Origin of the sequence: Mesorhizobium sp. M0189 (genome assembly GCF_040322135.1) — a bacterium.
Classification (GTDB): Bacteria; Pseudomonadota; Alphaproteobacteria; order Rhizobiales; family Rhizobiaceae; genus Mesorhizobium.
Window position 1 is genome coordinate 1 of the sequence record NZ_JAMYSW010000016.1, and the last position, 25,487, is coordinate 25,487.

Annotated in this window: 28 protein-coding genes and 1 tRNA gene; 17 read left to right on the forward strand and 12 right to left on the reverse strand. The window is 61.8% G+C overall.

Annotation, left to right across the window (positions count from 1 at the left end):
* Positions 1–134: 134 nt before the first annotated feature.
* Together msrA and NKJ09_RS24605 are read right to left on the reverse strand one after the other, a co-directional pair.
* Positions 135–797: a peptide-methionine (S)-S-oxide reductase MsrA gene (gene msrA / locus NKJ09_RS24600; protein ID WP_352483568.1), complete on the reverse strand. Its 663-nt coding sequence runs from the start codon at positions 795–797 to the stop codon at positions 135–137.
* 72 nt (positions 798–869) lie between these two features.
* A complete protein-coding gene (locus NKJ09_RS24605) occupies positions 870–1,193 on the reverse strand; it encodes a hypothetical protein (protein WP_023719002.1) in 324 nt (107 codons plus the stop codon).
* Positions 1,194–1,613: 420 nt separating this feature from the next.
* Here NKJ09_RS24605 and NKJ09_RS24610 point away from each other — a divergent pair.
* A tRNA-Ser gene (locus NKJ09_RS24610) sits at positions 1,614–1,703 on the forward strand.
* Positions 1,704–1,886: 183 nt separating this feature from the next.
* Positions 1,887–2,375, forward strand: coding sequence for a GNAT family N-acetyltransferase (locus NKJ09_RS24615; protein WP_352495472.1), 489 nt, complete (start codon positions 1,887–1,889; stop codon positions 2,373–2,375).
* A 419-nt stretch (positions 2,376–2,794) separates the two neighbouring features.
* Here NKJ09_RS24615 and NKJ09_RS24620 read toward each other — a convergent pair whose 3' ends face one another.
* The 4 genes from NKJ09_RS24620 to NKJ09_RS24635 form a co-directional block, all read right to left on the reverse strand.
* Positions 2,795–3,202 (reverse strand): heme-copper oxidase family protein, encoded by a 408-nt coding sequence (locus NKJ09_RS24620; RefSeq protein WP_023719001.1) that lies wholly within the window; start codon positions 3,200–3,202, stop codon positions 2,795–2,797.
* 272 nt (positions 3,203–3,474) lie between these two features.
* On the reverse strand, positions 3,475–3,747 hold the full coding sequence (locus tag NKJ09_RS24625) for a hypothetical protein (protein WP_031194005.1): 273 nt from the start codon (positions 3,745–3,747) through the stop codon (positions 3,475–3,477).
* A 462-nt stretch (positions 3,748–4,209) separates the two neighbouring features.
* Complete coding sequence (locus tag NKJ09_RS24630) at positions 4,210–4,818, reverse strand: YdeI/OmpD-associated family protein (protein WP_352495473.1); 609 nt, start codon at positions 4,816–4,818, stop codon at positions 4,210–4,212.
* Between the two features lie 120 nt (positions 4,819–4,938).
* Complete coding sequence (locus tag NKJ09_RS24635; RefSeq protein ID WP_031194003.1) at positions 4,939–5,364, reverse strand: cupin domain-containing protein; 426 nt, start codon at positions 5,362–5,364, stop codon at positions 4,939–4,941.
* 319 nt (positions 5,365–5,683) lie between these two features.
* On the opposite strand from NKJ09_RS24635, the gene NKJ09_RS24640 reads away from it, so the two are divergent.
* The 14 genes from NKJ09_RS24640 to NKJ09_RS24705 all read left to right on the forward strand — a co-directional run bounded on the left by NKJ09_RS24640 (position 5,684) and on the right by NKJ09_RS24705 (position 18,635).
* Positions 5,684–6,118: a DUF3597 domain-containing protein gene (locus tag NKJ09_RS24640; protein ID WP_352483570.1), complete on the forward strand. Its 435-nt coding sequence runs from the start codon at positions 5,684–5,686 to the stop codon at positions 6,116–6,118.
* Positions 6,119–6,526: 408 nt separating this feature from the next.
* Positions 6,527–6,757 carry a hypothetical protein gene (locus NKJ09_RS24645; protein ID WP_023718996.1) on the forward strand — a complete coding sequence of 77 codons (231 nt, stop codon included), beginning with the start codon at positions 6,527–6,529 and terminating at the stop codon, positions 6,755–6,757.
* Between the two features lie 255 nt (positions 6,758–7,012).
* On the forward strand, positions 7,013–7,201 hold the full coding sequence (locus tag NKJ09_RS24650) for a DUF3606 domain-containing protein (protein WP_023718995.1): 189 nt from the start codon (positions 7,013–7,015) through the stop codon (positions 7,199–7,201).
* Positions 7,201–7,383 (forward strand): hypothetical protein, encoded by a 183-nt coding sequence (locus NKJ09_RS24655; RefSeq protein ID WP_036244723.1) that lies wholly within the window; start codon positions 7,201–7,203, stop codon positions 7,381–7,383. The genes NKJ09_RS24650 and NKJ09_RS24655 overlap by 1 nt, the downstream gene beginning before the upstream one ends.
* Before the next feature lie 161 nt (positions 7,384–7,544).
* The gene (locus tag NKJ09_RS24660; protein ID WP_352495474.1) at positions 7,545–9,026 is read left to right on the forward strand and encodes a hypothetical protein; all 1,482 of its coding nucleotides are present in this window, start codon (positions 7,545–7,547) and stop codon (positions 9,024–9,026) included.
* Between the two features lie 335 nt (positions 9,027–9,361).
* Complete coding sequence (locus NKJ09_RS24665) at positions 9,362–9,451, forward strand: K(+)-transporting ATPase subunit F (RefSeq protein WP_023675300.1); 90 nt, start codon at positions 9,362–9,364, stop codon at positions 9,449–9,451.
* A 25-nt stretch (positions 9,452–9,476) separates the two neighbouring features.
* Positions 9,477–11,180: a potassium-transporting ATPase subunit KdpA gene (gene kdpA, locus NKJ09_RS24670; protein WP_352495475.1), complete on the forward strand. Its 1,704-nt coding sequence runs from the start codon at positions 9,477–9,479 to the stop codon at positions 11,178–11,180.
* A gap of 7 nt (positions 11,181–11,187) precedes the next feature.
* Positions 11,188–11,397, forward strand: a complete 210-nt coding sequence (locus NKJ09_RS24675) for a hypothetical protein (protein ID WP_031194001.1) — start codon at positions 11,188–11,190, stop codon at positions 11,395–11,397.
* A complete protein-coding gene (kdpB, locus tag NKJ09_RS24680; protein ID WP_352495476.1) occupies positions 11,394–13,487 on the forward strand; it encodes a potassium-transporting ATPase subunit KdpB in 2,094 nt (697 codons plus the stop codon). Before NKJ09_RS24675 ends, kdpB begins: the two co-directional genes overlap by 4 nt.
* A gap of 12 nt (positions 13,488–13,499) precedes the next feature.
* The gene (gene kdpC, locus NKJ09_RS24685) at positions 13,500–14,069 is read left to right on the forward strand and encodes a potassium-transporting ATPase subunit KdpC (RefSeq protein ID WP_352495477.1); all 570 of its coding nucleotides are present in this window, start codon (positions 13,500–13,502) and stop codon (positions 14,067–14,069) included.
* 52 nt (positions 14,070–14,121) lie between these two features.
* Complete coding sequence (locus NKJ09_RS24690) at positions 14,122–16,857, forward strand: DUF4118 domain-containing protein (RefSeq protein WP_352495478.1); 2,736 nt, start codon at positions 14,122–14,124, stop codon at positions 16,855–16,857.
* A complete protein-coding gene (locus NKJ09_RS24695) occupies positions 16,854–17,546 on the forward strand; it encodes a response regulator transcription factor (RefSeq protein WP_023718987.1) in 693 nt (230 codons plus the stop codon). The genes NKJ09_RS24690 and NKJ09_RS24695 overlap by 4 nt, the downstream gene beginning before the upstream one ends.
* Before the next feature lie 147 nt (positions 17,547–17,693).
* The gene (locus NKJ09_RS24700; RefSeq protein WP_023718986.1) at positions 17,694–17,999 is read left to right on the forward strand and encodes a hypothetical protein; all 306 of its coding nucleotides are present in this window, start codon (positions 17,694–17,696) and stop codon (positions 17,997–17,999) included.
* A gap of 126 nt (positions 18,000–18,125) precedes the next feature.
* Positions 18,126–18,635: an NUDIX hydrolase gene (locus tag NKJ09_RS24705; protein ID WP_023718985.1), complete on the forward strand. Its 510-nt coding sequence runs from the start codon at positions 18,126–18,128 to the stop codon at positions 18,633–18,635.
* 71 nt (positions 18,636–18,706) lie between these two features.
* On the opposite strand, the gene NKJ09_RS24710 is transcribed toward NKJ09_RS24705, so the two are convergent.
* From NKJ09_RS24710 to NKJ09_RS24735, 6 genes are all read right to left on the reverse strand, one after another.
* The gene (locus tag NKJ09_RS24710; RefSeq protein ID WP_023718984.1) at positions 18,707–19,558 is read right to left on the reverse strand and encodes a citryl-CoA lyase; all 852 of its coding nucleotides are present in this window, start codon (positions 19,556–19,558) and stop codon (positions 18,707–18,709) included.
* A gap of 19 nt (positions 19,559–19,577) precedes the next feature.
* Complete coding sequence (locus tag NKJ09_RS24715) at positions 19,578–20,762, reverse strand: CaiB/BaiF CoA transferase family protein (protein WP_023718983.1); 1,185 nt, start codon at positions 20,760–20,762, stop codon at positions 19,578–19,580.
* A 15-nt stretch (positions 20,763–20,777) separates the two neighbouring features.
* Positions 20,778–22,301 carry a tripartite tricarboxylate transporter permease gene (locus tag NKJ09_RS24720; RefSeq protein ID WP_352483579.1) on the reverse strand — a complete coding sequence of 508 codons (1,524 nt, stop codon included), beginning with the start codon at positions 22,299–22,301 and terminating at the stop codon, positions 20,778–20,780.
* A 4-nt stretch (positions 22,302–22,305) separates the two neighbouring features.
* Positions 22,306–22,839, reverse strand: coding sequence for a tripartite tricarboxylate transporter TctB family protein (locus NKJ09_RS24725; RefSeq protein ID WP_023718981.1), 534 nt, complete (start codon positions 22,837–22,839; stop codon positions 22,306–22,308).
* Between the two features lie 155 nt (positions 22,840–22,994).
* Positions 22,995–23,972: a Bug family tripartite tricarboxylate transporter substrate binding protein gene (locus NKJ09_RS24730; protein ID WP_352495479.1), complete on the reverse strand. Its 978-nt coding sequence runs from the start codon at positions 23,970–23,972 to the stop codon at positions 22,995–22,997.
* 203 nt (positions 23,973–24,175) lie between these two features.
* Complete coding sequence (locus NKJ09_RS24735) at positions 24,176–24,715, reverse strand: GNAT family N-acetyltransferase (RefSeq protein WP_352483639.1); 540 nt, start codon at positions 24,713–24,715, stop codon at positions 24,176–24,178.
* 227 nt (positions 24,716–24,942) lie between these two features.
* On the opposite strand from NKJ09_RS24735, the gene NKJ09_RS24740 reads away from it, so the two are divergent.
* Positions 24,943–25,398 carry a DUF2214 family protein gene (locus tag NKJ09_RS24740; protein ID WP_023718978.1) on the forward strand — a complete coding sequence of 152 codons (456 nt, stop codon included), beginning with the start codon at positions 24,943–24,945 and terminating at the stop codon, positions 25,396–25,398.
* Positions 25,399–25,487 lie beyond the last annotated feature (89 nt).

The window sequence follows — 25,487 nt, forward strand, 5'->3', positions numbered from 1 at the left end:
CCGCGTCCTTTGCTTAAAAACCCACAAACCCGCCCCCCCCCAAAAAAAAAATCCCGTTTTTTTTTTCAGGTTTCCAAACCCGGGCCCCCCCCCGCCCGCCCCCACAGCATATTCCTTGCGTCAGGGGCGTAAAATCAGGCGGAGACGGCGGCCGGTATGGCGCAGGAGACGCCGGTTCCCTGCAGGCCGCAATAGCCGTAGGGGTTCTTCGCCAGATATTGCTGGTGGTCTTCCTCGGCGAAGTAGAATTCCGGCGCCGGCGCGATCTCGGTGGTGATCTTGCCGCGTCCGGCACCGCGCAGCGAAGCCTCGTAAGCATCGCGCGAAGCGAGCGCCGCCTGGTGTTGCGCGTCGTTGAACGTGTAGATCGCCGAACGGTAGGTGGTGCCGACATCATTGCCCTGGCGCATGCCTTGCGTCGGGTCGTGGCTTTCCCAGAACAGCTTCAAAAGCTCGGCATAGGACACGATCTTCGGATCGTAGACGACGAGCACGACTTCGGCATGGCCGGTGAGCCCGGTGCAGGTTTCCTGATAGGTCGGGTTGGGCGTGACGCCGCCAGCATAGCCGGCCGCCGTGACCCAGACGCCATCGACCTGCCAGAACAGGCGCTCGGCACCCCAGAAACAGCCCAGCCCGAACATCGCCGTCTCAAGCCCTTCGGGATAGGGACCCTTGAGCGGCCTGTTCGAGACGAAATGCTTCGATGCCGTCGGGATCGGCCGGTCGCGGCCGGGCAACGCCTCGGAGGGCTTCGGCAGGTTGAGCTTCTTGTTCAGCATATCGCTGAGAAACATGTGCGATTTCCTTTTCTTCTTGCTTGAGCCTTCCCCGATCCGGGGAACGCTGGATCCGGGAACGCAGGAATTTTAGGTCGCGGCGAACCGCCCGCTGGGGCGCTGCCGCCTGTAGCCGATGGCATAAAGAACGAAGGCCAGCACCGCGAACACGGCAAAGCCGGGCTGGCTGAGCACCCAGGCGATGGCGCCGTCCCACAGCAGCGGATTGAGCTTGTCGCGGACGAAGCTTTCAAAGGCGCTGCGCGTGTCCGGCGAGACGGCGAGCCAGCTGGTGTTGAGCGGGGTCATCACCAGCGCCGAAGCCGCCACCGACCGGGTCGCGTCGAGCACGGCCATGATGACCGAAACCGAAAGCGCGACCATTGCAGCGAGACGAAAGACGAAGCGAAACATCCAGACCCTTCCTCCCCAGGAGTTTATCGGAATGTCGTGTCGGACTGTTAAATAGGATTTACCTGCTTCGTCTGCAATCGCGACACGCGAAGTTGAACTTACGCCGGCGGCTTGCACCTGGGCCGGCTGACGAGCCAGACGGCGAAGACGCCGCGGCCGACTGGTTTGTAGGCGCCCAACGAGCACACTGATGCCATGGGCTGAGCATCCCTGTCCGGCAAAGCGAATAGAGTGTCTTGGCATTCGGCACCGGATCGACTAGATGAGCCCCGCGCCTGTTGCTTGACGGCTCGGGTGCGGGGAAAGGGTATCCGCTGGTTGACGGCGCCCACGGCCGGAATTCCGGGCCGGAATCCCAAAGGAGATGCATCTCCCCAACCCGCACGGCGAAACCGGCCGCGTCGAAGATGCTAAAAGGACGGAGAGGTGGCCGAGTGGTTGAAGGCGCACGCCTGGAAAGTGTGTTTACGGGAGACCGTAACGCGGGTTCGAATCCCGCTCTCTCCGCCAGCTAATCCCGAGAAACCCTTTATTTTCCGGGCGTTTGGTAAGGTTCGGTTAGTAGCTTACTAACCAGCCTACTAATCACTAGGGTCAAAACTCCGCCAATGGCCGAGATGGGTGGAAGACCGACGTTCGTTGACAGAAAGACATCACCGTCGCAGCGTCGTCTACAAACGGGGAGGTGTCTCAATGTCAGTGGAAATCCGGGCTGCCTCGGAGGCAGACTTTGACGCGCTCGTTCGGCTCAATCAGGTGGTTCAGAGTCTCCATGCTGAATTGCATCCAGACGTTTTCAAACAGGCAGCCGATCCGTCTGCGGTGAGGACATTCTTCGCAGCGAGGCTGGCTGATCCGAAGAGCTCGATCGCGATTGCTGAGATTGATCGTGCTCCAGTCGGCTACGTCTGGTTTGAAATTCAGTCGCTGCCAGAAACGCCGTTCACTTTCCCTCGGCCCCTGATCTATGTGCACCACATCTCGGTTATGCCGGAAGCTCGTCGTCGTGGAGTTGCCGCAGCTTTGATGTGCCATGTTGAACAGCGAGCTGCTTGCGAAGGTTTCGACGAAATTGCTATGGGCATCTGGGCAGCCAATCTCGACGCGCGGCATTTCTTTGGGTCGCAAGGATGCGTTCCGTACAACATTGCACTTTGCAAGAAGCTTGTGAGAGTCAGCTAAGGGTCAGCAAGCGGACGTTTGAATTACGGTGACAGTGCACTTTGAATTACGGCGACAGAATTACGGTGACAGTGCACTATTTGTCATGTTTGCTCGGCTGTCGCTGTGCGTAAATTGAACGCATGGCTCGACTTGCATTACCGCGCCGCCGATGTCGTGCAACCGATGGGCAGCGAAGCACTTCTCGACCGTGATTGCCGAGCAAACCGGAAAGAGCAGTGAAATTGGGAAACGCGACAGGCGGGAAAAAGAAAATGGTGCACTGTCACCGTAATTCGTAATTTGCAGAGGGCGCGAAGGATCGCTACTGAGCGGCTCCATCTGCGCCGCACCCCTTACCCCAGATCAGCCCACAAGCCGAACGACCCGCGCTCCACCAGAGCGCGGGCTTCGACAGGTTCGTTAGTGTCGCTACGCGTCTAGCGCGGAACCGCTTGTATTCCCGAGACCGAGCGCTCTGTTTCGCCGGAGAAAACCACGAAGGCAAAGATCAGCACGGCGACAGCGACAATCATTGAGCCGGTGGCGACGATCGGCTCGAGCGCCGGATTTCCCTGCAGCATCAGGTAAAGCGCCGGCAACATCACGACCAGGCCGAGATTGTACACGCCATAGTGGATCATCGCCGTCCTGCGGGCAGCCTTCGCCGGGTTCAGCGCATAGTAGCCGCCGAATATTGCACTAGTGACCCATCCCAGCAGGTTGATGTGCGCGTGAGCCGGAAACGCGCCGTGATCGCCTGAAATTGCCATCTGCAGGCCAGCTGCAATTCCCAGAATAAGAAAGACGATGGCTGTCTTGAAAAAGAGCTCCGAAACCTTAGGCATGTCATTCTCCCAAACCCGTTTTGCCGCCGCATCATGCTTTGTTTCCGGCGACCTTGCCAAGGGGGGACCGTCGGGCCTGCCGAACCATTTGTTGGCGGCCTGACGGCCCGTTGGCGGCCGGCCACCGAGACTGGCCGGTTGCGAGTCCAGCCGGTAAAAAATATGCGCTCACGCTAATTTGATTGCAATATCACCCGCCAGGCTTCCACGTCGTTCTCACAAGGGAAGTGTCCTGCACGATGGTGGTGCCATACGCGCCAAAGGTCAGCCTGTCAGTGTTGCAGCAAGGCCTCGCCAAACTTCTCCCACAGCTGTGTGCAATCTGTTGCTCTGAGGCTGGGGGTTCCGAGTGGGCCATATCGGATGACGGCGGCGTGAACATCATAGCCAACGATAGGTGCATTGGCGACAAAGTGGATAGCCTCGCCCAATCGGCGAGAGCCAATTGGCGCATCGGTTTTGTTGGTGATGTCGAAGACACCACAAATATCCACTTCCTGATTTCTGGCTGCCAACGCAGCTTCCATTACCTGTTCGTGCATCATCGAAATCTCTCCTAACGGTCTAAGTCTAAGAACCGCGGCTTTTGCCGGTCCGGCAGCTGACAACTGCCAAGTCGAAGTGCCTTTTGCAGCATCTCGATTGGCTCTTGCTGCGAGCCACTCCGCCCGCTCCCGCGGCAAGCCGATAAGGCAACTGCCCGCGAAATCCGCAGGCACGTCCACGGTCGCATCAAACACGGCCCACGTGCCAGTCGGCTCCTGAACGGGCAAAAACCTCATAACAGCGCCTGCTAATATACCATACCGACTGTGAGGACGGAGCTTTGTTCCTGCATCGATCAAACGAATGAGAGATGTTGTCGAAATGTCAGGCGACGCTGGTCGAAAACAATCGTCTGCGACATCGCCAGGATCGAAGGTGGGCCTGGGCTGCGATCCGGCCGCATTCGGGGCTCACCGGCAGGGACAAGCACAAGATGCGGGAGACAAGCGCGGTCAGAATGTTCAGCCAGAATCGCGTTTTCGTTGCGGATGGATGGTCTCGCCGCGCTTCAGCATCTCCACGAACGCCGCGATCTTCTTCTTGCGTCCGGCTTCGGTCTTCATGTTGTGGGTGCGGAAGGCGAGCGCGAAGCGGTTTTGCTCGCTGAGCTTCGCCAGCATCTCTTTCGCCTTGGGCTCGGCGTCTATTGCCGCCTGGAGGTCGTCGGGGATCTTCATCTCCTTGCCGCTCCTATAGGCGCGCGCCCAGCGGCCGTCGGCCTTGGCTGCCTCGGCCTGCCTCAGCCCATGCTCGGTCATCCGGCCCTCCTCGATCAGCCGGGCGACATTGTCGACGTTGATCTGGCTCCAGGTGCTCTTCTTGCCGCGCGGGGTATAACGCTGCAAATAGCTTTTGCCGTCCAGGGCCTTGCGCACCGCATCGATCCAGCCCCAGCATAACGCCACGTCGATGGCTTGCTTCGGCGTGATCGACGGCAGCCCCGAATCGCGCTTATAGATCTTGATCCAGACTTCGTCCTCGCTGTCGTGATGCTCGCCAAGCCAGGCATGGAAGCTTTCGGCATCCCTGAACTCGCGCACCTTGGCCGGGTCGACCTTGACGGGCGCCATCAGCCGGTCCGCCCGTGACACAGGCGCGTAACGACGCCGAACCGCTTGCCGGCCGCGCGCGCGCTCATCTCAGCTCCAAGTCCGCAATCCGCAGGCCGGATGATTCCCGCTGGCACGCGTTCAGCCTGCGCGATTGGGCGTGCCGAGGACATGGGATTTCGGCGGCAGCATGACGTCGTCGAATGTCTGCGTGAACATCGCCGCCGCAAAGAAAGCGACGGCGCGCAGGGTTTCGGTGCCGGTGTTGACGAGGTCGTGCCGGACCGGCGTCGGAAGTACCAGGACGCTGCCGGGCCTGACCGGGTGGATGCTGCCGCCCTCGATGTGCAGCTCGCCGGTGCCGGCGATGATGTATTGCGTCTCCTCGGTGGCGTCGGTGTGCCAGCCGAGCCGCTTGCCGGGCTCGATCTCGTAGACAATGACTGAGGACTGGGTGGTGCCGTGCCCGCCGTAAACCGCGAAAGCGCCGGCCCATTTGACCGACGGATCGTCCTCTGCCCAAACCAGCGAACGTTCGAGCCTGTCGGATGCGACGACTGCTGTCATGGCTTCGTTCCTCTCAGCGAATGGCGAACACGAATCTAGATGATTTTTCTGGTCTGCGTCAGCAAAACTGGCTGCCAACCGTTTCCTCGCCCATTGCGCGTAACTATTTGTCGTGCCGCGATCTGACCATTCTACTCTGGGATCGGATCACTGAGCCGATTTCACCATGCAACCAAGCCTTTACCTTTCAGCCAGTTTGGAGTTGCCCCTGCGTTGCGTTCGTGGTCCGGTACAACCAGGGCGCTCAATGCGAATTCGGCAACGGTCGCCTCACCGACCGTCAAGGCAACACACCGTGAAGGCAACCCAGGAGATAGCAATGGGCATTTTCGACAGTATCAAAGGTGCGATTTTCGGAAACGCGGTTGCGGCCGAAGCGCCGCCGGCGCAACCGTCTCCCGCGCCTGCTTCGAGCACGGCCACCCAGCCGACGGCGCCTACCCGACCCGACCCGGCTGCAACCCCGGCTCCGGCAACGCCATCCGCGCCGTCCTCTGCTCCTGACATCGCTGCCATTCTCGACAAGGCGGTGGCCGCGAAAGGGCAAAAGCTCAACTGGAAGAATTCGATCGTCGACCTGATGAAGGCTCTGAATATCGATAGCAGCCTCGGCGCCCGCAAGGAGCTTGCTCACGAGCTGAACTACACCGGCGACATGAACGACACCGTAACGATGAATCTGTGGCTGCATGATGCACTGATGAAAAAGCTGGTCGAGAATGGCGGCAAGCTTCCGAGCGATCTGGCCGCCTAGAGTCATAAGACAAGCAATTCCAGGAAAACGTGTGAACGGTTTTCCATCCGGAATTGCGTCAAACAAAAAAGACAGACCGGTTCGGCGTTCCGTGAAACGAAGAACCGTCCTGGTCCTGCCCGCACCGTGGTTCTTGCTGCGCTGACTTCGACCGCAACCGAGCAGACCCGACTGCCAAGCAATCAAACTGCCAAGTAAATAAATTGAGACCCATCCCGGCCGCCGGGATGGGTCTGTGGCGAAGTCGCATGGCACAAAAGTGCTGCCGCCTCGCGCCTGGATTGCCTCACGCAAAACCGACGATTTCGGTCGCTGCCCCGCGCGCTGGTAGGACCACCATTTCGCTGGCGAAACCCGACGTTCGGCGTATCATTCTCGCGGGAGAGGGTTCATGGTGGGAGGAAGCCAATGAACGTGGTGCAGAGGGTGACTGTCGCCGACTTGACGGCCCAAGAGCTTGTTTCATCTGCGCTTTCAAGATTCGGCGCCGGCGACACCATATCGACGAGGGCGATGCTGGACATCGTTCGCCGGACGGCCCCGGCCTGCGGTGACAGTGACGACGATCTGGTCGAGATTATCGTCATGACGGCCGTTGGTAGGACCATGGGGGTCGTGTTCGACCATCGCTACCCTTAGCAATCCGCAACGAATACCAGGCTGCGCCCAGGAGCAGTGGCGGGCGGTTGGCAGCGCGCGGCGGAAATTTACTGGTGCGGCCAAGGAAGCGAGCCTTTTTGTGCGCGAAGGCCAGCCTGGCACCGTGCCCTTGCTTTGAGCAAAAACCGCCGCTCATGTCGGGTCATGCCCGAGGGTAGGCAACTGGGCGACACGCTCGAAGGAACTCGCTGAAATCTTGCCCGTTATGCTCTCGTTGAGATGAGGAGAGCTGCCATGGCCGACGACAAAACCAGGACCGACAGTCGCGACCGCTCACGAGTGGCGGGCGGCGAAGACTATGAGGTACGCCATTTCGCCGAGGAAGCGGGCATTACCCCTGATCAGGCACGCACGCTGATCAAGCGCCACGGCACCGACCGCAAGGTGCTGAACGAAATCGCCGAGAGCATAAGAGCGTCGTAATGGCTAACAAGAAAACCGCAATGGCCGACCGCAAGACGCGCGATCCGGACGAAAAGAAGGCTCTGCACCTGGCCGAAACCACCGACGTTTCGCCGAAGCAGGCGAAGGATCTGATGCGCAAGCACGGCAAGGACAGCCCGAAAGTCGAGAAGGAAGCCAAGAACTTCAAGGCCGAGGGCTGAACGGCCGGAGGTCTGCCCCTCACCCGCAACTTAGTAGTCGCTGCTCAACGTGCCCAGCCGGTTAGACGCGCGGCACAGGGTTGTGGCCGCAATCCTGCAGCTTATCGGTTTTCTAACAAATTCGGGCTATCCCTTCCGCTATCGCGGCTCAGGGATGCCATATGCGCGGGATGTCTGGTGAGGCGAGGCCGTCGATAGACGACATACGGCATGTGAGGCTGGTGTTTTGCCTGCTGGCGGCCGTCGTGATGGCGACGGCGCTCCTCGCCTTTGCCACCTCCCTCCTGCAGGATCCCGATAGCTGGTGGCACATCAAGGTCGGCATGGATATGCTGGCAAGCCGCACATTCCCCTCCGTCGACATTTACTCCTACACTTTTGCCGGCCAGCCATGGATCGCCAAGGAATGGCTTAGCCAGGTTCTCCTTGCCCTTGCCTTCGAAGCCGGCGGCTGGAACGGCGTGGTACTGCTGGCGACTGCGGTAATCGCGCTGACGGCCTTCTTGACGTCGTGGTATCTCAGCGCGTCGTTGAAGCCGACGCTGGCGATAGCACTGACACTGGTGCTCGCGCTCTTGATCGGGCCAATCTATGTCGCCCGACCCCACATCTTTACCTTGCCCATTATCGTCGTCTGGACCGCCGGTCTTTTCCAAGCCGCACGCAACGAGAAAGCGCCGCCTCTATGGCTGCTGGCGCTGCTTTGCCTGTGGGCCAATCTCCATGCCACCTTCACCTTCGGTTTCATTATCGCCGCCTTCGCCGGCCTCGATCTCGTCATGCGCACGCGCTTGTCGAACTCCCGGCTGCTGGCCAAGTGGATCGCTTTCGGGCTGCTTTGCCCGCTGGTCAGCCTGCTCAATCCCTATGGCGTCAAGGCCATACTCGCCACATTCACCGTGGCCTATGGCAATGAGGCGGTGCCTTACATTGCGGAGTGGCAACCCTTCGACGCCTCGCGGCATACCCTCCAGGAGGTGGCCCTGCTGGTGGCGTTTTTCGGGCTGCTCGTGTCGAGATTGCGTATTGGCTGGGCCAAGGCGCTGTTCCTTGTCTTCACCTTGCACGTCTATCTCACCCACATACGGTTCATGTATCTGTTCTTTCTTCTTGTCCCGGTCGTCCTTGCCGTCGAGGTTGCGCAACAATATCCAGCGCTTTCAGCCCCTACATGGGCCGCGGAAAAGCGCGACGGACTTGAACAATTTTTCGCGCGGCAATTTTCCAGAATTTGCGCTGGACTTGCCGTTTTGCTGGTTTTGGCGGCCGCGGTCTTCCTGGCCTATCCGGTCGTGCCGAGCCAGAAGACTTCGGCGAGGGATGCGCTGGCCTTCGCCCAAGCCCATAATCTGTCAGGCAATCTGCTGAATTCCTACAATTTCGGCGGCACGCTGATTTTCCATGGCATCAAGACGTTTATCGACGGCCGGGCGGATCAGCTCTTCCTGAACGGCTTTACGGAAACGGATGAGCAGACTGGGCACAGCCGGGGCAAGCCGATCCTGAAAGCCCAGCTCGAGAAATATGCGATAGGCTGGGCATTGTTGACCGCCGACGACAGCCGCATTCCGTTCTTCGACGAACTGGGCTGGAAGCGGGCCTATGCGGACGATTACGCTCTGATCTATACCCGCGCAGACTGATCCCCGGCAGCTTCGCGCGCCGGTGCGCACCTCCCCCTGAAGCTGTGGCCAGCGCCGAGGCGGCGAAATCCTTATGGGATTTTGATTTCTTTGCTCCGCGTCCCGTCTCGAACCTTTATGGCACTTTGATCCATATTCGGCAGAGCGATGTATCCGGCCGCCGATGTGAAGCGGTGAGCGGGCTTGGACAGTTTTGTCCAAGTTGAAAAGAACAAACTCAATATAGGAAATTGCACGATGGACATCATTGTTGTCGGGATAGGAATCTCGTTCTTTGCTCTATGCTTCGGTTACATCAAAGCCTGCGACGGGCTGTAAGTTTAGGGGATCGAAACATGCTCTTCGACTATATCCTCGGCGGCGCCGTGACCCTGTTCCTTCTCGCTTACCTGACATACGCCCTCGTTCGCCCGGAACGCTTCTGATCTCCGCTGGCAAGGAGCCAACCCCATGACAATCAACGGATGGCTGCAGATCCTCGTCTATTGCGGGATCGTCGTTTTGCTGGCCAAGCCGCTCGGCGGCTACATGCATCGCGTTTTCAGCGGCGAGCGCACATTCCTGTCGCCAATTCTGGCCCCGCTCGAGCGCGGGCTCTACCGTATGTCCGGGACCAGCGAGCGCGAGGAGCAGCACTGGACCTCCTATGCGGCGGCCCTGCTGTTCTTTAACCTGGCCGGCTTCCTGGTGCTCTATTTCCTGCAGCGGCTGCAAGGCGGCCTGCCCTACAATCCGGGCGGCATGACCGCCGTCGAACCTGGGCTTGCCTTCAACACCGCCGCCAGCTTCATGACCAACACCAACTGGCAGAACTACGGCGGCGAAAGCACGATGTCCTATCTCGTGCAGATGGCCGGCTTGACCGTGCAGAACTTTCTGTCGGCCGCGACCGGCATCGCCATCGCGGTCGCACTGATCCGCGGTTTTGCTAGAGCCTCAGGCAAATCGATCGGCAATTTCTGGGTCGATATGACCCGCTGCACGCTCTATCTGCTTGTGCCGTTCTGCATCGTGTTGACGCTTGTCTATGTCTATCTCGGTATGCCGCAGACGGTTGGTGCTTACGTCAACGCGACGACGCTGGAAGGCGCGCAACAGACGATCGCGGTCGGGCCGGTCGCTTCGCAGGTTGCCATCAAGATGCTCGGCACCAATGGCGGCGGCTTCTTCAACGCCAATGCAGCGCATCCCTTCGAAAATCCCGACGCGATCTCGAACCTGATCCAGATGGTGACGATCTTCGCCTTCGGCGCGGCGCTAACCAATGTCTTCGGTCGCATGGTCGGCAACCAGCGCCAGGGCTGGGCAATTCTGTCGGCGATGGGCGTGCTGTTCATCGCCGGCGTTGCCGTCTGCTACTGGGCCGAGGCCGCCGGCAATCCGCTCGTCCATGCGCTGGGCATCGACGGCGGCAACATGGAGGGCAAGGAAAGCCGCTTCGGCATCGCTCTGTCGGCACTGTTTGCCGTCATCACCACCGCCGCGTCCTGCGGCGCGGTCAACGCCATGCATGACAGCTTCACCGCACTCGGCGGCATGATCCCCATCATCAACATGCAGCTCGGCGAGGTCATTGTCGGCGGCGTCGGGGCCGGCTTCTACGGTATCCTGATGTTCATCGTGATCGCCGTCTTCGTTGCCGGGCTGATGGTCGGACGCACGCCCGAATATCTCGGCAAGAAGATCGAGGCCAAGGAGGTCAAGATGGCAATGCTGGCCGTCCTCTGCCTGCCGCTGGCGATGCTGGTCTTCACCGCCATCGCGGTGGTGCTGCCGACCGGCGTTGCTTCCATCGCCAACGCCGGCCCGCACGGCTTCTCCGAGGTCCTATATGCCTACACCTCGGCCGCGGCGAACAATGGCTCCGCCTTTGGCGGTCTCAGCGGCAACACGCCCTGGTACAACATAACGCTCGGCATCGGCATGCTGATGGGCCGCTTCCTGGTCATTATTCCGGCGCTGGCGATTGCTGGATCGCTGGTGGCGAAGAAGACCGTCCCTGCCTCCGCCGGCACCTTCCCGACCGACGGTCCGCTGTTCGTCGGGCTGTTGGTCGGTGTCATCCTGATCGTTGGTGGCCTGACCTTCTTCCCGGCCCTGGCGGTCGGACCGATCGTCGAGCACCTGGCGATGATTCACCGTCAGACATTCTGAAACGGCCATGCCCTGGTTCAAGATCATATCTCGAAAGGCCCGGCATCGTCCCGAGCCGGAGGGGGAGAAAACACCTCCTCCTTTCCCGACCCTGTCCACATTCCTCGCTATTGCGGCAGCCTTGATCATTATCTGGCTGCTGGCTTACGGGCCGCCGCACCTTCGTTCGGCACACGATCGACCGGTCACCAACATCGACACTGGAGCCACCAAATGAGCCAGTCGAAATCCGTGAGCATCATGGATCCCCGCATTCTGTTGCCCGCCATCGGCGGATCCTTCAGAAAACTGAACCCGCGCACCTTGATGCGAAACCCGGTGATGTTCGTCGTCGCCGTCGTCTCGGCGCTCACCACCGTGCTGTTCGTCAAAGATCTCGTTACCAGCGGCGGCGATCTTGGCTTCACGCTGCAGATCATCATCTGGCTGTGGTTCACAGTGCTTTTCGCCAACTTCGCCGAAGCGGTGGCCGAAGGCCGCGGCAAGGCGCAAGCAGACTCGCTGCGTCGGGCGCGAACCGAGACGCAAGCCAAGCTGTTGAACGGCGGCGACCGCCGCAAGTTCAAGCTGGTGCCCGGCACCAGCCTGAAGGTCGGCGATATCGTGCTTGTCGAAGCCGGCGACATCATCCCCTCGGATGGCGAGGTGGTCGAAGGCGTGGCTTCGGTCAACGAGGCGGCGATCACTGGCGAATCCGCACCTGTCATCCGCGAATCCGGAGGCGATCGTTCGGCGGTGACCGGCGGCACGCAAGTCTTGTCCGACTGGATCCGGGTGCGCATCACCGCGGCTTCCGGCCATACGTTCCTCGACCGCATGATCTCGCTGGTCGAAGGCGCCGAGCGCCAGAAGACACCCAACGAGATCGCCCTCAACATCCTGCTCGTCGGCATGACGCTGATCTTCGTGCTGGCGACAGCGACGATCCCGAGTTTTGCCTCCTATTCGGGCGGCTATATCTCGGTGACGGTGCTGGTCGCCCTGTTCGTCACGCTGATCCCGACCACGATCGGCGCCCTGCTGTCGGCCATCGGCATCGCCGGCATGGACCGCCTGGTGCGTTTCAACGTGCTCGCCATGTCGGGCCGCGCCGTCGAGGCGGCCGGCGATGTCGACACGCTGCTGCTCGACAAGACCGGCACGATCACGCTGGGCAACCGCCAGGCAACGGCATTCCGTCCGGTCAGGGGCGTCACCGAACAGGAACTGGCCGACGCCGCCCAACTTGCCTCGCTTGCCGACGAAACGCCGGAAGGCCGCTCGATCGTCGTGCTGGCGAAGGAGAAATACGCCATCCGCGCCCGCGACATGGCAAGCCTGCACGCGAGTTTCGTGCCCTTCACCGCGCAAACCCGCATGAGCGGCGTCGACCTGGAAGGCTCCTCGGTCCGCAAGGGCGCAGTCGATGCGGTGCTTGCCCGCGTCAACCTCTCGACCATTGCCACAGGCAGTACGCGCCCCGGCAGCGACACCGTCCGCGACCTTCAAACCATCGCCGACGAGATCGCCAAATCCGGCGGCACCCCGCTGGCGGTCGAGCGCGATGGGCGCCTGCTCGGCGTCGTCCACCTGAAGGACATCGTCAAGGGCGGCATCGCAGAACGCTTTGCCGAATTGCGCCGCATGGGCATCCGCACGGTGATGATCACCGGCGACAATCCGATGACCGCGGCGGCGATCGCGGCGGAAGCCGGCGTCGACGACTTCCTTGCCCAGGCGACGCCCGAGGACAAGCTGAAGCTGATCCGCGACGAACAGGCCAAGGGCAAGCTGGTCGCGATGTGCGGTGATGGCACCAACGACGCGCCGGCGCTTGCGCAGGCCGATGTCGGCGTCGCCATGAACACCGGCACGGTCGCGGCACGCGAGGCCGGCAACATGGTCGATCTCGACAGCGATCCGACCAAGCTGATCGAGATCGTCGAAATCGGCAAGGCGCTGCTGATGACGCGTGGTTCGCTGACGACCTTCTCCATCGCCAACGACGTCGCAAAGTATTTTGCCATCATCCCGGCAATATTCGCCGTCTTCTACATCGCCCCGGGCCAAACCGCCGGGCCGCTGCAAGCGCTCAACGTCATGCATCTGGCAACGCCGCAGAGCGCTATCCTCTCGGCCATCATCTTCAACGCGCTGATCATCATCGCGCTGATCCCGCTGTCGCTGAGGGGCGTCAAATACCGCGCTGTCGGCGCCGGTGCGCTGCTCAGCCGCAATCTCATAGTCTACGGCCTTGGCGGCGTCGTCGTGCCCTTCGTCGGCATCAAGGTGATCGACATGGCCGTCACTGCTCTCGGTCTCGCATAAGGAACCACGTCGATGCTCAATCAAATCAGGCCTGCGATCGTCATGATCGTCTTCTTCACCGTTCTGACGGGGTTGGTCTATCCGATCGGCATGACCGGCATTGCCCAGGCGCTGTTTCCGCGCCAGGCCAATGGCAGCCTGATCGAGAAGGACGGCAAACTCGTCGGTTCCGAGCTGATCGGCCAGGCCTTCACCAGCGACCGCTACTTCCATGGCCGTCCGTCGGCTGCCGGCGACGGCTACAATGCCGCCGCCTCGGGAGGTTCGAATCTCGGCCCGACCAACCCGAAGCTGATCGACCGTATCAAGAGCGACGCCGAGAAGTTGAGAGCCGAAAACCCGAACCAGCCGGTACCGATGGATCTGGTCACCACGTCCGGCAGCGGCCTCGATCCGCATATCAGCTCCGATGCGGCCTATTTTCAGGTCGCCAGGGTGGCTAAGGCCAGGGGCGTCGATGAATCCAGGATCAAATCGCTCGTCGACAGCCATATCGAGGATCGCGAATTGGGATTCATGGGCGAGGCGGTGGTCAATGTGCTGGCCCTCAACCTTGCGCTGGACGATGCGATGAAACAATGAAGGGCGGCGCCGGGATCGACACCGAAGCCGGCGCCGTTCATGATTGACCCTTATGCCAGACGACAGCCGCACCGCCGAAACCAGGCCTTCTCCCGACGCGCTGCTCGCGCACGCCGAGCGGGAGGAGCGCGGTCGGCTGAGGATATTTCTCGGCGCCGCCCCCGGTGTCGGCAAGACCTACGAGATGCTGATGTCAGGCCGCGCCAGGCTGGCCGAAGGAGTCGACGTGGTGATCGGCATCGTCGAGACGCACGGCCGCAAGGAAACCCAGACGCTGGTCGAAGGCTACGAGGTCATTCCTCGCCTTGAGATCGATTACAAGGGGCGGATCCTCGAGGAGATGGATCTCGACGCCATCCTCGCCCGGCGCCCGGCGCTGGTTCTGGTCGACGAACTCGCCCACACCAACGTCGCCGGCAGCCGCCACCCCAAGCGCTACCTCGACGTCCAGGAAATCCTGACGCACGGCATCGATGTCTACACGACACTGAACATCCAGCACGTCGAAAGCCTGAACGACGTCGTGGCCCAGATCACGCGCGTCAGGGTGCGTGAAACCGTTCCCGACTCCATCATCGATCAAGCCGACGACGTCGAGATCATCGACCTCACTCCCGACGACCTGATCAAGCGGCTGGAAGAAGGCAAGGTCTACTTCCCCAACACCGCCCAGCGCGCCATCGAGAACTATTTCTCGCCGGGCAATCTGACCGCGCTCCGGGAATTGGCGCTTCGCCGCACCGCCCAGCGGGTCGATGAGCAGTTGCTCAACCATATGCAGGCCCACGCCATCCCGGGACCCTGGGCGGCCAGCGAGCGTGTCCTGGTCTGGGTCGATGAGGATCCGCGCAGCGCGTCGCTTGTACGCTATGCCCGCCGCCAGGCAGAGCGGCTTCGCGCCTCGTGGCTGGCGCTCTATGTCGAGACGCCACGCTCGACCGGGCTGTCCGAGCAGGATCGCGACAGGCTGGCATCAACGCTTCGCCTTGCTGAACAATTGGGCGGCGTTGCCGTGACCATACCTGGCCACGACGTTGCCGTAGACATCCTGCGCTATGCGGCGGCCAATAACGTTACCCACATCATCACTGGCAAGCCACGCAAGTCGCGCTGGCGGCAGTTATTTGACGGCTCCGCCACTTATGACCTGATACGCGATGCCGGCAAGATCAGCGTTCACGTCGTCTCCGGTGACGCCCAGGCGCAAGTCCCGGCGTCGCGGGGGCTGACTCCCGCTCAACCACCGCGCCTCGACATCAGGCCCTATCTGACTGTCGTCTTCTATGTCGTGGCAGGGCTGTTGTTCGGCGAATTGCTGTCGCGCGTGCTGGATGTGCGCAACATCGCTCTTGTCTTTCTCATGGCTGTGCTGGCGTCAGCGGTCACGGCCGGGCTTTGGCCGGCGATATTCGCTTCCGTTCTCAGCGCCGTGGTCTTCAATTTCTTCTTCCTCGATCCTCTCTACACGCTGAATATCAGCGATCCTGAAAGCGCCGTCGCACTCGGCTTCTTCTTCTGCGTGGCGATCATCGCCAGCAATTTGACGGCTCGGGTGCAGCGCCAGGTCGTGGCAGCACAATCCCGCGCCCGCACTACCGAGGATCTCTATTTGTTCTCCAAGAAACTGGCCGGAACGGGCACGCTCGACGACGTTCTCTGGGCGACTGCCTTCCAGATCGCCTCGATGCTGAAGCTTCGCGTGGTGCTGCTTCTGCCGGAGAACGGCACGATTGTGGTCAAGGCCGGCTACCCGCCCGACGACACGCTGGCCGAGGCAGACATTGCCGCAGCGCTCTGGGCCTGGGAACACAACCGCGCCGCCGGGCGCGGCGCCGACACGCTGCCGGGCGCAAAACGCCTCTATCTGCCCTTGCGGACCGGACGCACGGCGGTGGGCGTCGTTGGCCTCGACAACGACAAGCAAGGCCCGCTGCTGACACCCGACCAGCAGCGTCTGCTCGATGCGCTCGCCGACCAGGCGGCGGTCGCCATCGAGCGCATCCAGCTCGTCGCCGATGTTGACCGGGCCAAGCTTGCGGCCGAGGCAGACCGTCTGCGCTCGGCCTTGCTCACCTCCATTTCCCACGATTTGAAAACGCCGCTTGCCGCCATCATGGGCGCGGCCGGAACACTCAGCGACTTCGAAGCCGCGCTTCCCGAGCAGGACCGGGCGGGACTGCTGTCGACCGTGCTTGATGAATCGGAAAGGCTGAACCGCTTCATCGCCAATCTGCTCGACATGACCAAGATAGAGTCCGGCACGATGGAGCCAAATTATGCGTTCCACTATGTCGGTGACATTGTCGGCTCAGCCCTGCATCGGGCCCGCAAAATCGTCGGCGAGCACAAGACCGAGATCGATATTCCATCGGATCTGCCGATGTTGCGTGTCGATCCCGTTCTGTTCGAGCAGGTGCTGTTCAATCTCCTCGACAATGCTGCAAAATACGCGCCGCCAGGTTCGACGATCCGCCTGCAGGCCTGGGCCGACAATGGCAGCGTCATCCTGCAGATCATGGATGAGGGACCAGGCATTCCGCCAGCGGACCTGGAGCGCGTTTTCGACACTTTCTACCGTGTGCGCAAGGGTGACCAGGTGCGTGCCGGCACCGGGCTCGGATTGTCGATTTGCCGCGGCTTCATCGAAGCGATGGGCGGGACGCTCTCGGCGGCGAACAGGACCGACCGCTCGGGCGCGGTTTTCACCATAAGAATGCCGGTGCCGGCAGAACTCCCCGATGTCGGTGAACCCGATGCTGACGATCGAAACATGGACCACCTGTCATGACGAATTTGGACGTCAGGATATTGGTGGTCGACGACGAGCCGCCGATCCGGAAACTGCTTCGCGTCGGGCTCGGCAGCCAAGGCTATGCGATCAGCGAGGCGCCGAACGCCAGCGCGGCGATTGAACTCATGGAGACGGAAAAGCCGGACCTGGTCCTCCTCGATCTCGGCCTGCCCGGCATGAGCGGGCATGAGCTGCTGCGCAAATGGCGGGATGATGGCCTGGACATTCCCGTGGTTATTCTTTCGAGCCGCACTGATGAGGCCGGCATCGTCTCGGCCCTCGAACTCGGCGCCGACGATTATGTCACCAAGCCGTTCGGTATGAACGAGCTTGTGGCACGCATCCGCGTGGCGCTGCGCCACAAGTTCCAGCAGCAGGGTGAGAAACCGGTGTTCCACACCGGCGACCTCTCCGTCGATCTGGTGAAGCGCATCGTCAAGGTCGAGGACAAGGAGATAAAGCTCTCGCCGAAGGAATACGACATCCTCCGCATCCTCGTACAGCACGCCGGCAAGGTTCTCACCCACCAATTCCTGCTGAAGCAGGTCTGGGGCGATTCCACCGACGTTCAATATCTCAGGGTCTATGTCCGGCAACTCAGGCAAAAGATCGAAAAGATGCCCGACCAGCCCCGTTATATCACCACCGAGACCGGCGTCGGATATCGGCTGCGCGAAGTCGAGTGAAATGGGAGAGCCAGCCTCGCGTACCGCAATGCCTCCTCAAAGCCGGCAGGACGACGTAGCAATTCGCCGCGAATCAGCGGCGGCCATGGCATCGCCGGGCAAAACCCCTATATTAATCTGAGGTCGGTTTTGTGCGGGAATTAATGAATGTCACAGCTTCGTCTATTGACGTTTTTAGGGTCGGCAATGCTGGCAACGGTGATGCTGTCGGGCGTAAATCCTGCCGCATCGGCACAGATCGTCAGCCCCGCCGACCGCAACGCATTGATCCAGCAAAACCAGTTGCAGATGCTGGAGAACAGGCTGCAGCGGCAGCAATATCAGCAGCAGCAACAGCAATACCGTGCGCAGGACCGCCAAATCCCGGCGCCCCAACCGCAGGTGGTGCCGCAGATGAAGCCGACTTGTCAGTTGCTGCCGTCAGGGAGCGGCTTTGTCAGCACTTGCCGCTAACGTTTTCATTTATTTAGCCGACTTATTATGCTTGGATGCCGCCGCACCTGAGATAACATCGAAGGCGGTTTGGGTTTAGCAATGCTGCCCTTCGTGCTTTGGGCACCGCTTCGACTGGATTTTTGAATGGCAGCCAGCAGAAAGAAGGTCGTCCGTAAGGCAAGGAAGGGCGCCCGGATTCGCCAGGTCGCGGCGATCCCCTTTCGGCTGAGCGAGCATGGCGAAGTCGAGGTTATGCTCGTCACATCGCGAACGACGAGGCGCTTCATCGTGCCGAAAGGCTGGCCGATGAAGGGCAAGGGCGGTCGCAAGGCGGCCACCATCGAAGCACAGGAAGAAGCCGGCGTCCTCGGCAGGATATTGAAACAGCCGGCCGGCACCTATTGCTACTGGAAGCGGCTGGCGAACCGCTTCGTCCGCGTCGACGTCGTCGTCTATTTGCTGGAGGTAACCGAGGAACTTGCCGACTGGCAAGAAGCCAACAGGCGGCAGCGGGCATGGCTGGCACCGGCCGACGCGGCGCTGCTGATCGACGAGCCGGATCTTTCGACGCTGGTGAGGAACATCAGGAGTCCCGAGCTGGAGCATACCCCCAAAAAGCAGAATCCGGCTTTCGGAAAAGATCACGCTCAATAAAACATGGGGGTCTATCCCGACTCTATCGGGAATTGGCTCCAGCGCCCTCCGCTGTCGCTTGAACCGACATCTCACTGACTGCCTTCGTCTTCCTCGGGCAAAGGCCGCGCCGGCGTGCCGGTATAGGCCCACAGCCATTCGCGCGGCAGCGGCCCTTTGTTGCGGTCGCTTTCCTGCGACTGTTCCCATGCATGGGCCAGGATGCCGACCGAGCGCGACAGTACGAAAAGGCCTCGCGTCAGCGGCGGCGGGAAGCCGAGCTCTCCGTAGATGACGGCCGTGGCGCCGTCGATATTGAGCGGGATTTTTTTGCCCTTGCGCCGCGCAACCTCGGCCTCGATCGCCTCGGCGATGTCGGCGAAGCGCCCGCTGACAACGCCGAGCGCGGCAAAGTCGCGGGTCAGCTCGATGAGGCGGGGTGCCCGCGGGTCGACCGGATGGAAACGATGGCCGAGCCCCGGCACATAACCGTCTTCCCCAGCAAGGAAACGATCAACCCGCGCCGACACGGCGTCCGCGAGCGGCACGCCGGCGTCCAGTTCGGCGGCGATGTCTCCGTAGAAGGAAAGCGCCTGTTCGCCGGCGCCGCCATGCACGTCGCCAAGCACGTTGATGGCCGACGCCATGGCGCTGTTGATGCCGACGCCGCAAGTGATCGCCATACGGGCGATGGCGATCGACGGCGCCTGCGGTCCGTGGTCGACGGCGGCACCCAGCGCGATGCCAAGCAGCGTCGCCTGCTCCTCGCTTGGCAGTTCGCCGCGCATCATCAGCCAGATCATTGCGGGAAAGCTGACGCGGCCGATCAGATCCTGGATCTCATAGCCGCGCAGCCGGATGACGCCGGGCCGCATCTCGATGATGCCGGTCTGCCACCATTCCTCGCCGCGCGCGCGGCCAGTCTTGTTTTCCGTGTCGCTCATGCCTTCTTTTCCGTGCCGCTCATACCTTCGCTCTTTTCTTGGCGCGTGGCGGCAAACCGGCAAAAACCTCGTCCATATGCTCGCCGAGCCCCGGCGGCGGCCTGCTCGGCAAAGGTGCCTCGCCATCGACCATGAAGCCGCCGCGCACCACGATCAGCGGCCGGTCCATCCCGGACACAGCCTGGAAGCGCGCCGTCATGCCGCGCTGGATCACCTGTTGCTCTTGCAGTACCTGCGGGATTGTCAGCACCCGGCCTGCCGGCACGCCGGCGCGATTGAACGTCTCCTCCCAGGCGGCGGCAGAGCCGCTCGCCAAGGCATCCTCGATCAGCGCTTTCAATGCAATGCGGTTCTGCTTGCGCGTTTCGCGCTCGGCAAAGCGGACATCCGACGCCAGCTCCGGCCGATCGATCAACCGGCACAGTGTGACGAACTGCTCCTGCTTGTTGGCTGCGATGTTGAGCAAGCCGTCGCCGGTGCGAAACGCGCCAGACGGTGCGGCCGTCATGTTTTCATTGCCCATCGGCTGCGGCTCGACGTCCGCCGTCAGATAGTTCGACACCGGCCAGCCGAGCGCAGAAAGCGTGCATTCGAGCATAGAGACGTCGAGGAACGCACCCTCGCCTGTCGTCTTCTGCTTGACCAGCGCGGCGGTAATGGCGAACGCCCCGACCAGCCCGCCAAGCGTATCGGCGACGGGATAGCCGACACGCAGCGGCGCCGTTTCCGGTGTACCGGTGATGCTCATGATGCCGGAAAGACCCTGGATGATCTGGTCATAGGCTGGATTGTCGCGCATCGGCCCGGTCTGGCCGAAGCCCGATATCGCACAATAGACAAGGCTTGGCCGGACCTCCTTCAGCCTGGCATGGCCAAGCCCCAGCCGGTCCATGACGCCGGGGCGGAAATTCTCGACCAGCGCGTCGGCCGAAGCGACCAGATCGAGGAAGCGTTCGCGGTCGGCCTCCTGCTTGAGATCGAGCGCCACCGAGCGTTTGCCGGCATTCTGCGCCAGGAACGAAGCGCCCATGCCCACCCGGTTGAGCTCCGGCGAGGCGCCAAGCTGGCGCGCCAGATCACCGCCTTGCGGCGTCTCGACCTTGATGACGTCGGCCCCGAGCAATGCCAGCTGGTAGGCGCAATAGGGGCCGGCCAGCACATTGGTCAGGTCAAGGATGCGGATGCCGGAAAGCAGGTCTGTCATGACGTCACGAACAGCTCAGGCATCGCCCGGCACGTGCTCCGGTCCGCGCATGCGCCTGTGCTCGATGTAGGCCCAGATATGCGGTCCAACCAACCCGATGAAGGCCAGCGTCAGCAGCGTCAGCGACAGCGGATGCTTGTAGAACACCGTCCAATCGCCGTTCGAGATGGTCATCGCGCGGCGGAACTGCGTTTCGGCAAGCGGCCCGAGAATCATGCCGATGATGACTGGCGCGGTCGGGAAATCGAAACGCCGCATCAGGAAGCCGGCGGCACCGAGCAGATAGAGGATGATGAGGTCGATCGGCGATTGCGAAATGCCGTAGGTGCCGACCGTGGCGAACACCAGAATGCCGGCATAGAGCTGCGGCGCCGGAATCTTCAGTAATCGCACCCAGAGCCCGATCAGCGGCAGGTTGAGGACGACGAGGATGACATTGGCGATGAACAGGCTGGCGATCAGCCCCCACACCAGGTCGGCCTGCGTCGTCAGCAGCAGCGGCCCCGGATTGATGCCGTAGCTCTGAAATGCCGACAGCATGATCGCGGCCGTCGCCGAGGTCGGCAGGCCGAGCGTCAGCATCGGCACCAGCACGCCGGCGGCGGATGCATTATTGGCCGCTTCCGGCCCGGCAACGCCCTCGATGGCACCGACCGTGCCGAACTCCTCCTTGTGTCTGGAGAGTTTCTTCTCGATGGCATAGGAGAGGAAGGTCGGGATTTCGGCGCCGCCGGCCGGCATGGCGCCGATCGGGAAGCCGATCAGGGAGCCGCGCAGCCATGGCCTCCACGAGCGCGACCATTCAGCCGCGGTCATGTAGAGCGACCCTTTCAACGGCACGATGTCGTCCTTGCCGGCATAGCGGCGCGAGGCCATGTAAAGCGTCTCGCCAACGGCGAACAGGCCAACGGCGACGACGATGACGTCGACGCCGTCCAACAATTCGCTCATGCCGAAGGTGAAGCGCGGCTGCCCCGTCTGCAGATCGACGCCTATCATGCCGACGACGAAGCCGACGAACAGGCTGGTCAGGCCGCGCACCGACGACGAGCCGAGCACCGCCGAAACCGTGATGAAGGCCAGCACCATTAGCGAGAAATATTCGGCCGGACCGAAAGCCAGCGCGAATTTGACGACGATCGGCGCCAGGAAGGCAACGCCGATCGTGCCCAGCGTGCCGGCGACGAAGGAGCCGATCGCCGAGGTTGCCAAGGCCGCACCGCCACGGCCGGAGCGGGCCATCCGGTTGCCTTCCAGCGCGGTGACGATAGTGGCGCTTTCGCCAGGCGTGTTGAGCAGGATCGATGTCGTCGAGCCGCCATACATGGCGCCGTAATAGATGCCGGCAAACAGGATGAACGACGCCTCCGGCGCCACCTGGTAGGTGATCGGCAACAGCAACGCGATGGTCAATGCCGGTCCGAGGCCGGGCAGCACGCCGATCGCAGTCCCCAGCGTGGTGCCGACCAGGCACCATATGAGATTGATCGGCGAGAAGGCGACCGAAAATCCGTGCGCGAGATGGCCGAGCGTTTCCATGGCGTCAGCCCCTCAGCACGGCAACGACCGAATCGACGATCGCGTTCAGCTGGTTTTCGATGAAGCCGGCGCCGATATTGACGCCGAGTGCCCTGGCAAAGCCGAAATAGGCGGCCAGCGCCAGGATCAGACCGAGCAGCACGTCACGCAGCGGACGCCGGCTGCCGAAACCGTGGCAGATGAGAACGAACATGATGACAGATGCGGCGGTAAAGCCGAGCGGCTGGATCAGCACGAGGTTGGCGATCAGTCCGAGGACGACGATGCCCATCGCCTTCCAGTCGGTCGGCGTCTCCTTTTCGTCCTCCGGCTGCCATCCGCCCCGCAAGGCGGCAATGATGAGCAGCAGCGACAGGATCACCATCCCCGTCATGGTGATGTAGGGAAAGACGGTCGGACCGACCTTGGAATAGAGCGGCGACACCGGGATTGCCAGCGTCTGCCAGGCAACCGCACCCGCACAGGCGAGGAGCCCAACGCCGATCAGCAGTTCGGGCACTGCAAGGCGCGGCGGCGCCTGCTGGTCGCTGGTGCTCATCATCGTCCTCCCAATGTCGGTCCCTTGGGGCCGGTTCTCCTTGGACCGGTCTCACTCGGCCGATCTCGGCGTAGTTTCACCTCCGGCGCCGCGTATGTCCATGCGGCTGGCGAAAGTCGGCAAGGGTTGGCGCAGGCCGCGCCTTGCCGAGAGCATCACGCCAGGCCGAGGTCCTTGAGGATCGTCCCGATGCGGGCCGTGTCTTCGGCGACGAATTTCGCATAGTCGTCACCGGTGAGCAGGATCTGCGTCCAGTTGCGGTTCTTGCATTCGGTGGCCCAGGCGTCGCTCTTGGCCATCGTCTCGATCAGCTTGATCATTGCTGCCTTGTCGGCGTCCGAGACGCCGGGCGGCGCGAAGACGCCGCGCCAGTTGAACAGCTCGACGTCGATGCCGGCTTCCTTCATGGTCGGAGCATCGATGCCCTCCTGGCGTTTGTCGGCAGATATCGCCAGCAGCCGCAGCGCGCCCGCCTTGACCTGTTCGGCGAACTCGCCATAGCCCGAGATGCCGGCCGCGACCTGGTTGCCGAGCAGCGCCGACAGCGCCTCGCCGCCGCCGGCGAACGGCACATAGGACAGGTTGGTTGCAGGAACACCGACGGTCTTGGCGATGAGGCCGAACAAGATGTGGTCCGAGCCGCCGGCCGAACCGCCGGCGACTGGAACCTGCGTCGGGTCGGCCTTGAGGGCGGCAACGAAGTCGGCCGCAGTCTTGAACGGCGAGGCGGCCGGCACCACAAGCGCCTCGAACTCGCCGGTAAGGCGGGCGATCGGGGTGACCTCGGTAAGGTTGTTGGCCGCCTTGTTGGCGATGATGGCGCCGACCATGACCATGCCAGCCATCATCAGCGCATTGCCCTTGCCCTTCCACTGGTTGACGAACTGCGGCAGGCCGACGGTGCCACCGGCGCCGCCGACATTGGTGATCTGCGAGCCGGAGATCAGCTTTTCACTGCGCAGCACCTGGTCCATGGCGCGCGCCGTCTGGTCCCAGCCGCCGCCCGGCGCCGCCGGCACGAAAATCTGCAGCTGCGGTGCGTCCTGCGCGAAAGCGGGGATAAAATGCGATGCCGCGAGCCCGGCAGCACCTGCCGCCGCGGTGCTCATCAAGAATCTGCGTCTGTTCAGCATGGGATTCCTCCAAATCGCGACACCTCCTCCGGTGCCTGCCAGAAACGTAGCCTGAATTCAGACCCGCTCGATAAAATTCATGCAGAGTTTGCGTCATCCTGTCAAAGACAGAACACTCCCCATGCGCCACAATCGGCCCGTGCGATGTTCAGGCTGGCGAACTCGACGCCCGACGACGGCAGGCAGTGCCCAGACAGCATCCGTCAGGGCTGCCGCTGCAGCAGGATGGTCGGCTTGTCTTGATAGACGGTTCGCAGCACTTCGCCATAACCGCATTTTGCCGCGACGTTCAGCGAGCCGGTGTTTTCCGGATCGATGATGCAGACGGTCTTCGCGGCTGCAAATGCCTCATCGCCCCAGGCAAGCACCCGTGCGACGACTTCGCTGGCCAACCCCTGGCCATGCACGCCCGAAACCAGAGCCCATCCGGCCTCCGGAATGCCCTCGATCGACGGCGTCATGTCGCGTTTCAGATCGTGGAAGCCGGCCTCGCCGATGAAGCGGCTGGTCGCCTTTTCCTCGACCGCCCAGAAGCCGTAGCCCAGAAGCGACCACAGGCCGGCATGGCGCAGGAAACGCATCCAGCTTTCCTCCCGCGTGCGCGGCTTGCCGCCGATAAAACGGGTGACGACGGGATCGGCCCACATTGCGACATAGGCGTCGAAATCGTCCAGCCGGTGCGGTCGCAGGACCGTGCGAGAGGTCTCAATCACTGGGGCGACAATTGTCTGCGGACTGGTCATGGTCATGCCTCGGTTGTGTTGCCGGTGCCTAATGCCGGTCATCCAACGGTTAGGACAGCGACATGCATGAAATGGGGAATCAAAATCCGTTGCGTAAAACAAGAACCAAGGCTGTGTAGATCATCTTCCAGGCTGATGTGAATCCCGCCAAGCGGTGTTAGTTTTTCGCCAGTATTTGGTTCACTGCGTTCGGTTTCGGCGCTGCCGTCCGACAGAGGGGAAACAGCATGGACACCACCGACCTTGTGCTTGCCATCTTCCATCATCTGCTGGTGTTTTCGCTGGCAGGCATCATCGGCGCCGAATTCGTCCTGATCCGCAGCGACCTGTCCGCCGCGACGCTGAAGCGGCTTGTCGGTATCGATCGCCATTACGGCATCATTGCCATGCTGATCATCGTCGTCGGCATCGGCCGCGTCATCTATGGTCTCAAGGGCTGGGAATTCTACGTCTACAACTGGATGTTCTGGGCAAAGATGGCCGCTTTCGCAATTGTCGGCCTGTTGTCGATTATCCCGACCGTCCGATTCCTGTCCTGGAGCAGGCAGGCGAGCGCCAGTCCCGGCTTCCAGGTGCCTGCGGCGGAGCTAGCGTCCGTTCGCACCTATGTCCGCACCGAGGCATTCATCTTCCTGTTGATCCCGGTGTTCGCGGCGGCGATGGCGCGCGGCTACGGCTATTAAGATAGGTCGGAGGAGGGGCATCGCGCGGCCCGACCTTTCCACTCATTTGCGCGGACAAACGTGCAGTTTGCCGTTTGAGGCGATTGTCA

What these genes read in the sequence shown, in the direction of transcription:
- NKJ09_RS24710 (WP_023718984.1), bottom strand. Translation starts at nt 19,558, where the DNA reads ATGAGCGACACGGAAAACAAGACTGGCCGCGCGCGCGGCGAGGAATGG.
- NKJ09_RS24635 (WP_031194003.1), bottom strand. Translation starts at nt 5,364, where the DNA reads ATGACAGCAGTCGTCGCATCCGACAGGCTCGAACGTTCGCTGGTTTGG.
- NKJ09_RS24690 (WP_352495478.1), top strand. Translation starts at nt 14,122, where the DNA reads ATGCCAGACGACAGCCGCACCGCCGAAACCAGGCCTTCTCCCGACGCG.
- NKJ09_RS24705 (WP_023718985.1), top strand. Translation starts at nt 18,126, where the DNA reads ATGGCAGCCAGCAGAAAGAAGGTCGTCCGTAAGGCAAGGAAGGGCGCC.
- msrA (WP_352483568.1), bottom strand. Translation starts at nt 797, where the DNA reads ATGTTTCTCAGCGATATGCTGAACAAGAAGCTCAACCTGCCGAAGCCC.
- kdpC (WP_352495477.1), top strand. Translation starts at nt 13,500, where the DNA reads ATGCTCAATCAAATCAGGCCTGCGATCGTCATGATCGTCTTCTTCACC.
- NKJ09_RS24620 (WP_023719001.1), bottom strand. Translation starts at nt 3,202, where the DNA reads ATGCCTAAGGTTTCGGAGCTCTTTTTCAAGACAGCCATCGTCTTTCTT.
- NKJ09_RS24715 (WP_023718983.1), bottom strand. Translation starts at nt 20,762, where the DNA reads ATGACAGACCTGCTTTCCGGCATCCGCATCCTTGACCTGACCAATGTG.
- NKJ09_RS24660 (WP_352495474.1), top strand. Translation starts at nt 7,545, where the DNA reads ATGCGCGGGATGTCTGGTGAGGCGAGGCCGTCGATAGACGACATACGG.
- NKJ09_RS24630 (WP_352495473.1), bottom strand. Translation starts at nt 4,818, where the DNA reads ATGGCGCCCGTCAAGGTCGACCCGGCCAAGGTGCGCGAGTTCAGGGAT.
- NKJ09_RS24740 (WP_023718978.1), top strand. Translation starts at nt 24,943, where the DNA reads ATGGACACCACCGACCTTGTGCTTGCCATCTTCCATCATCTGCTGGTG.
- NKJ09_RS24615 (WP_352495472.1), top strand. Translation starts at nt 1,887, where the DNA reads ATGTCAGTGGAAATCCGGGCTGCCTCGGAGGCAGACTTTGACGCGCTC.
- NKJ09_RS24720 (WP_352483579.1), bottom strand. Translation starts at nt 22,301, where the DNA reads ATGGAAACGCTCGGCCATCTCGCGCACGGATTTTCGGTCGCCTTCTCG.
- NKJ09_RS24735 (WP_352483639.1), bottom strand. Translation starts at nt 24,715, where the DNA reads ATGACCAGTCCGCAGACAATTGTCGCCCCAGTGATTGAGACCTCTCGC.
- NKJ09_RS24730 (WP_352495479.1), bottom strand. Translation starts at nt 23,972, where the DNA reads ATGCTGAACAGACGCAGATTCTTGATGAGCACCGCGGCGGCAGGTGCT.
- kdpB (WP_352495476.1), top strand. Translation starts at nt 11,394, where the DNA reads ATGAGCCAGTCGAAATCCGTGAGCATCATGGATCCCCGCATTCTGTTG.
- NKJ09_RS24675 (WP_031194001.1), top strand. Translation starts at nt 11,188, where the DNA reads ATGCCCTGGTTCAAGATCATATCTCGAAAGGCCCGGCATCGTCCCGAG.
- NKJ09_RS24695 (WP_023718987.1), top strand. Translation starts at nt 16,854, where the DNA reads ATGACGAATTTGGACGTCAGGATATTGGTGGTCGACGACGAGCCGCCG.
- NKJ09_RS24700 (WP_023718986.1), top strand. Translation starts at nt 17,694, where the DNA reads ATGTCACAGCTTCGTCTATTGACGTTTTTAGGGTCGGCAATGCTGGCA.
- NKJ09_RS24650 (WP_023718995.1), top strand. Translation starts at nt 7,013, where the DNA reads ATGGCCGACGACAAAACCAGGACCGACAGTCGCGACCGCTCACGAGTG.
- NKJ09_RS24645 (WP_023718996.1), top strand. Translation starts at nt 6,527, where the DNA reads ATGAACGTGGTGCAGAGGGTGACTGTCGCCGACTTGACGGCCCAAGAG.
- NKJ09_RS24640 (WP_352483570.1), top strand. Translation starts at nt 5,684, where the DNA reads ATGGGCATTTTCGACAGTATCAAAGGTGCGATTTTCGGAAACGCGGTT.
- kdpA (WP_352495475.1), top strand. Translation starts at nt 9,477, where the DNA reads ATGACAATCAACGGATGGCTGCAGATCCTCGTCTATTGCGGGATCGTC.
- NKJ09_RS24655 (WP_036244723.1), top strand. Translation starts at nt 7,201, where the DNA reads ATGGCTAACAAGAAAACCGCAATGGCCGACCGCAAGACGCGCGATCCG.
- NKJ09_RS24605 (WP_023719002.1), bottom strand. Translation starts at nt 1,193, where the DNA reads ATGTTTCGCTTCGTCTTTCGTCTCGCTGCAATGGTCGCGCTTTCGGTT.
- NKJ09_RS24625 (WP_031194005.1), bottom strand. Translation starts at nt 3,747, where the DNA reads ATGATGCACGAACAGGTAATGGAAGCTGCGTTGGCAGCCAGAAATCAG.
- NKJ09_RS24665 (WP_023675300.1), top strand. Translation starts at nt 9,362, where the DNA reads ATGCTCTTCGACTATATCCTCGGCGGCGCCGTGACCCTGTTCCTTCTC.
- NKJ09_RS24725 (WP_023718981.1), bottom strand. Translation starts at nt 22,839, where the DNA reads ATGAGCACCAGCGACCAGCAGGCGCCGCCGCGCCTTGCAGTGCCCGAA.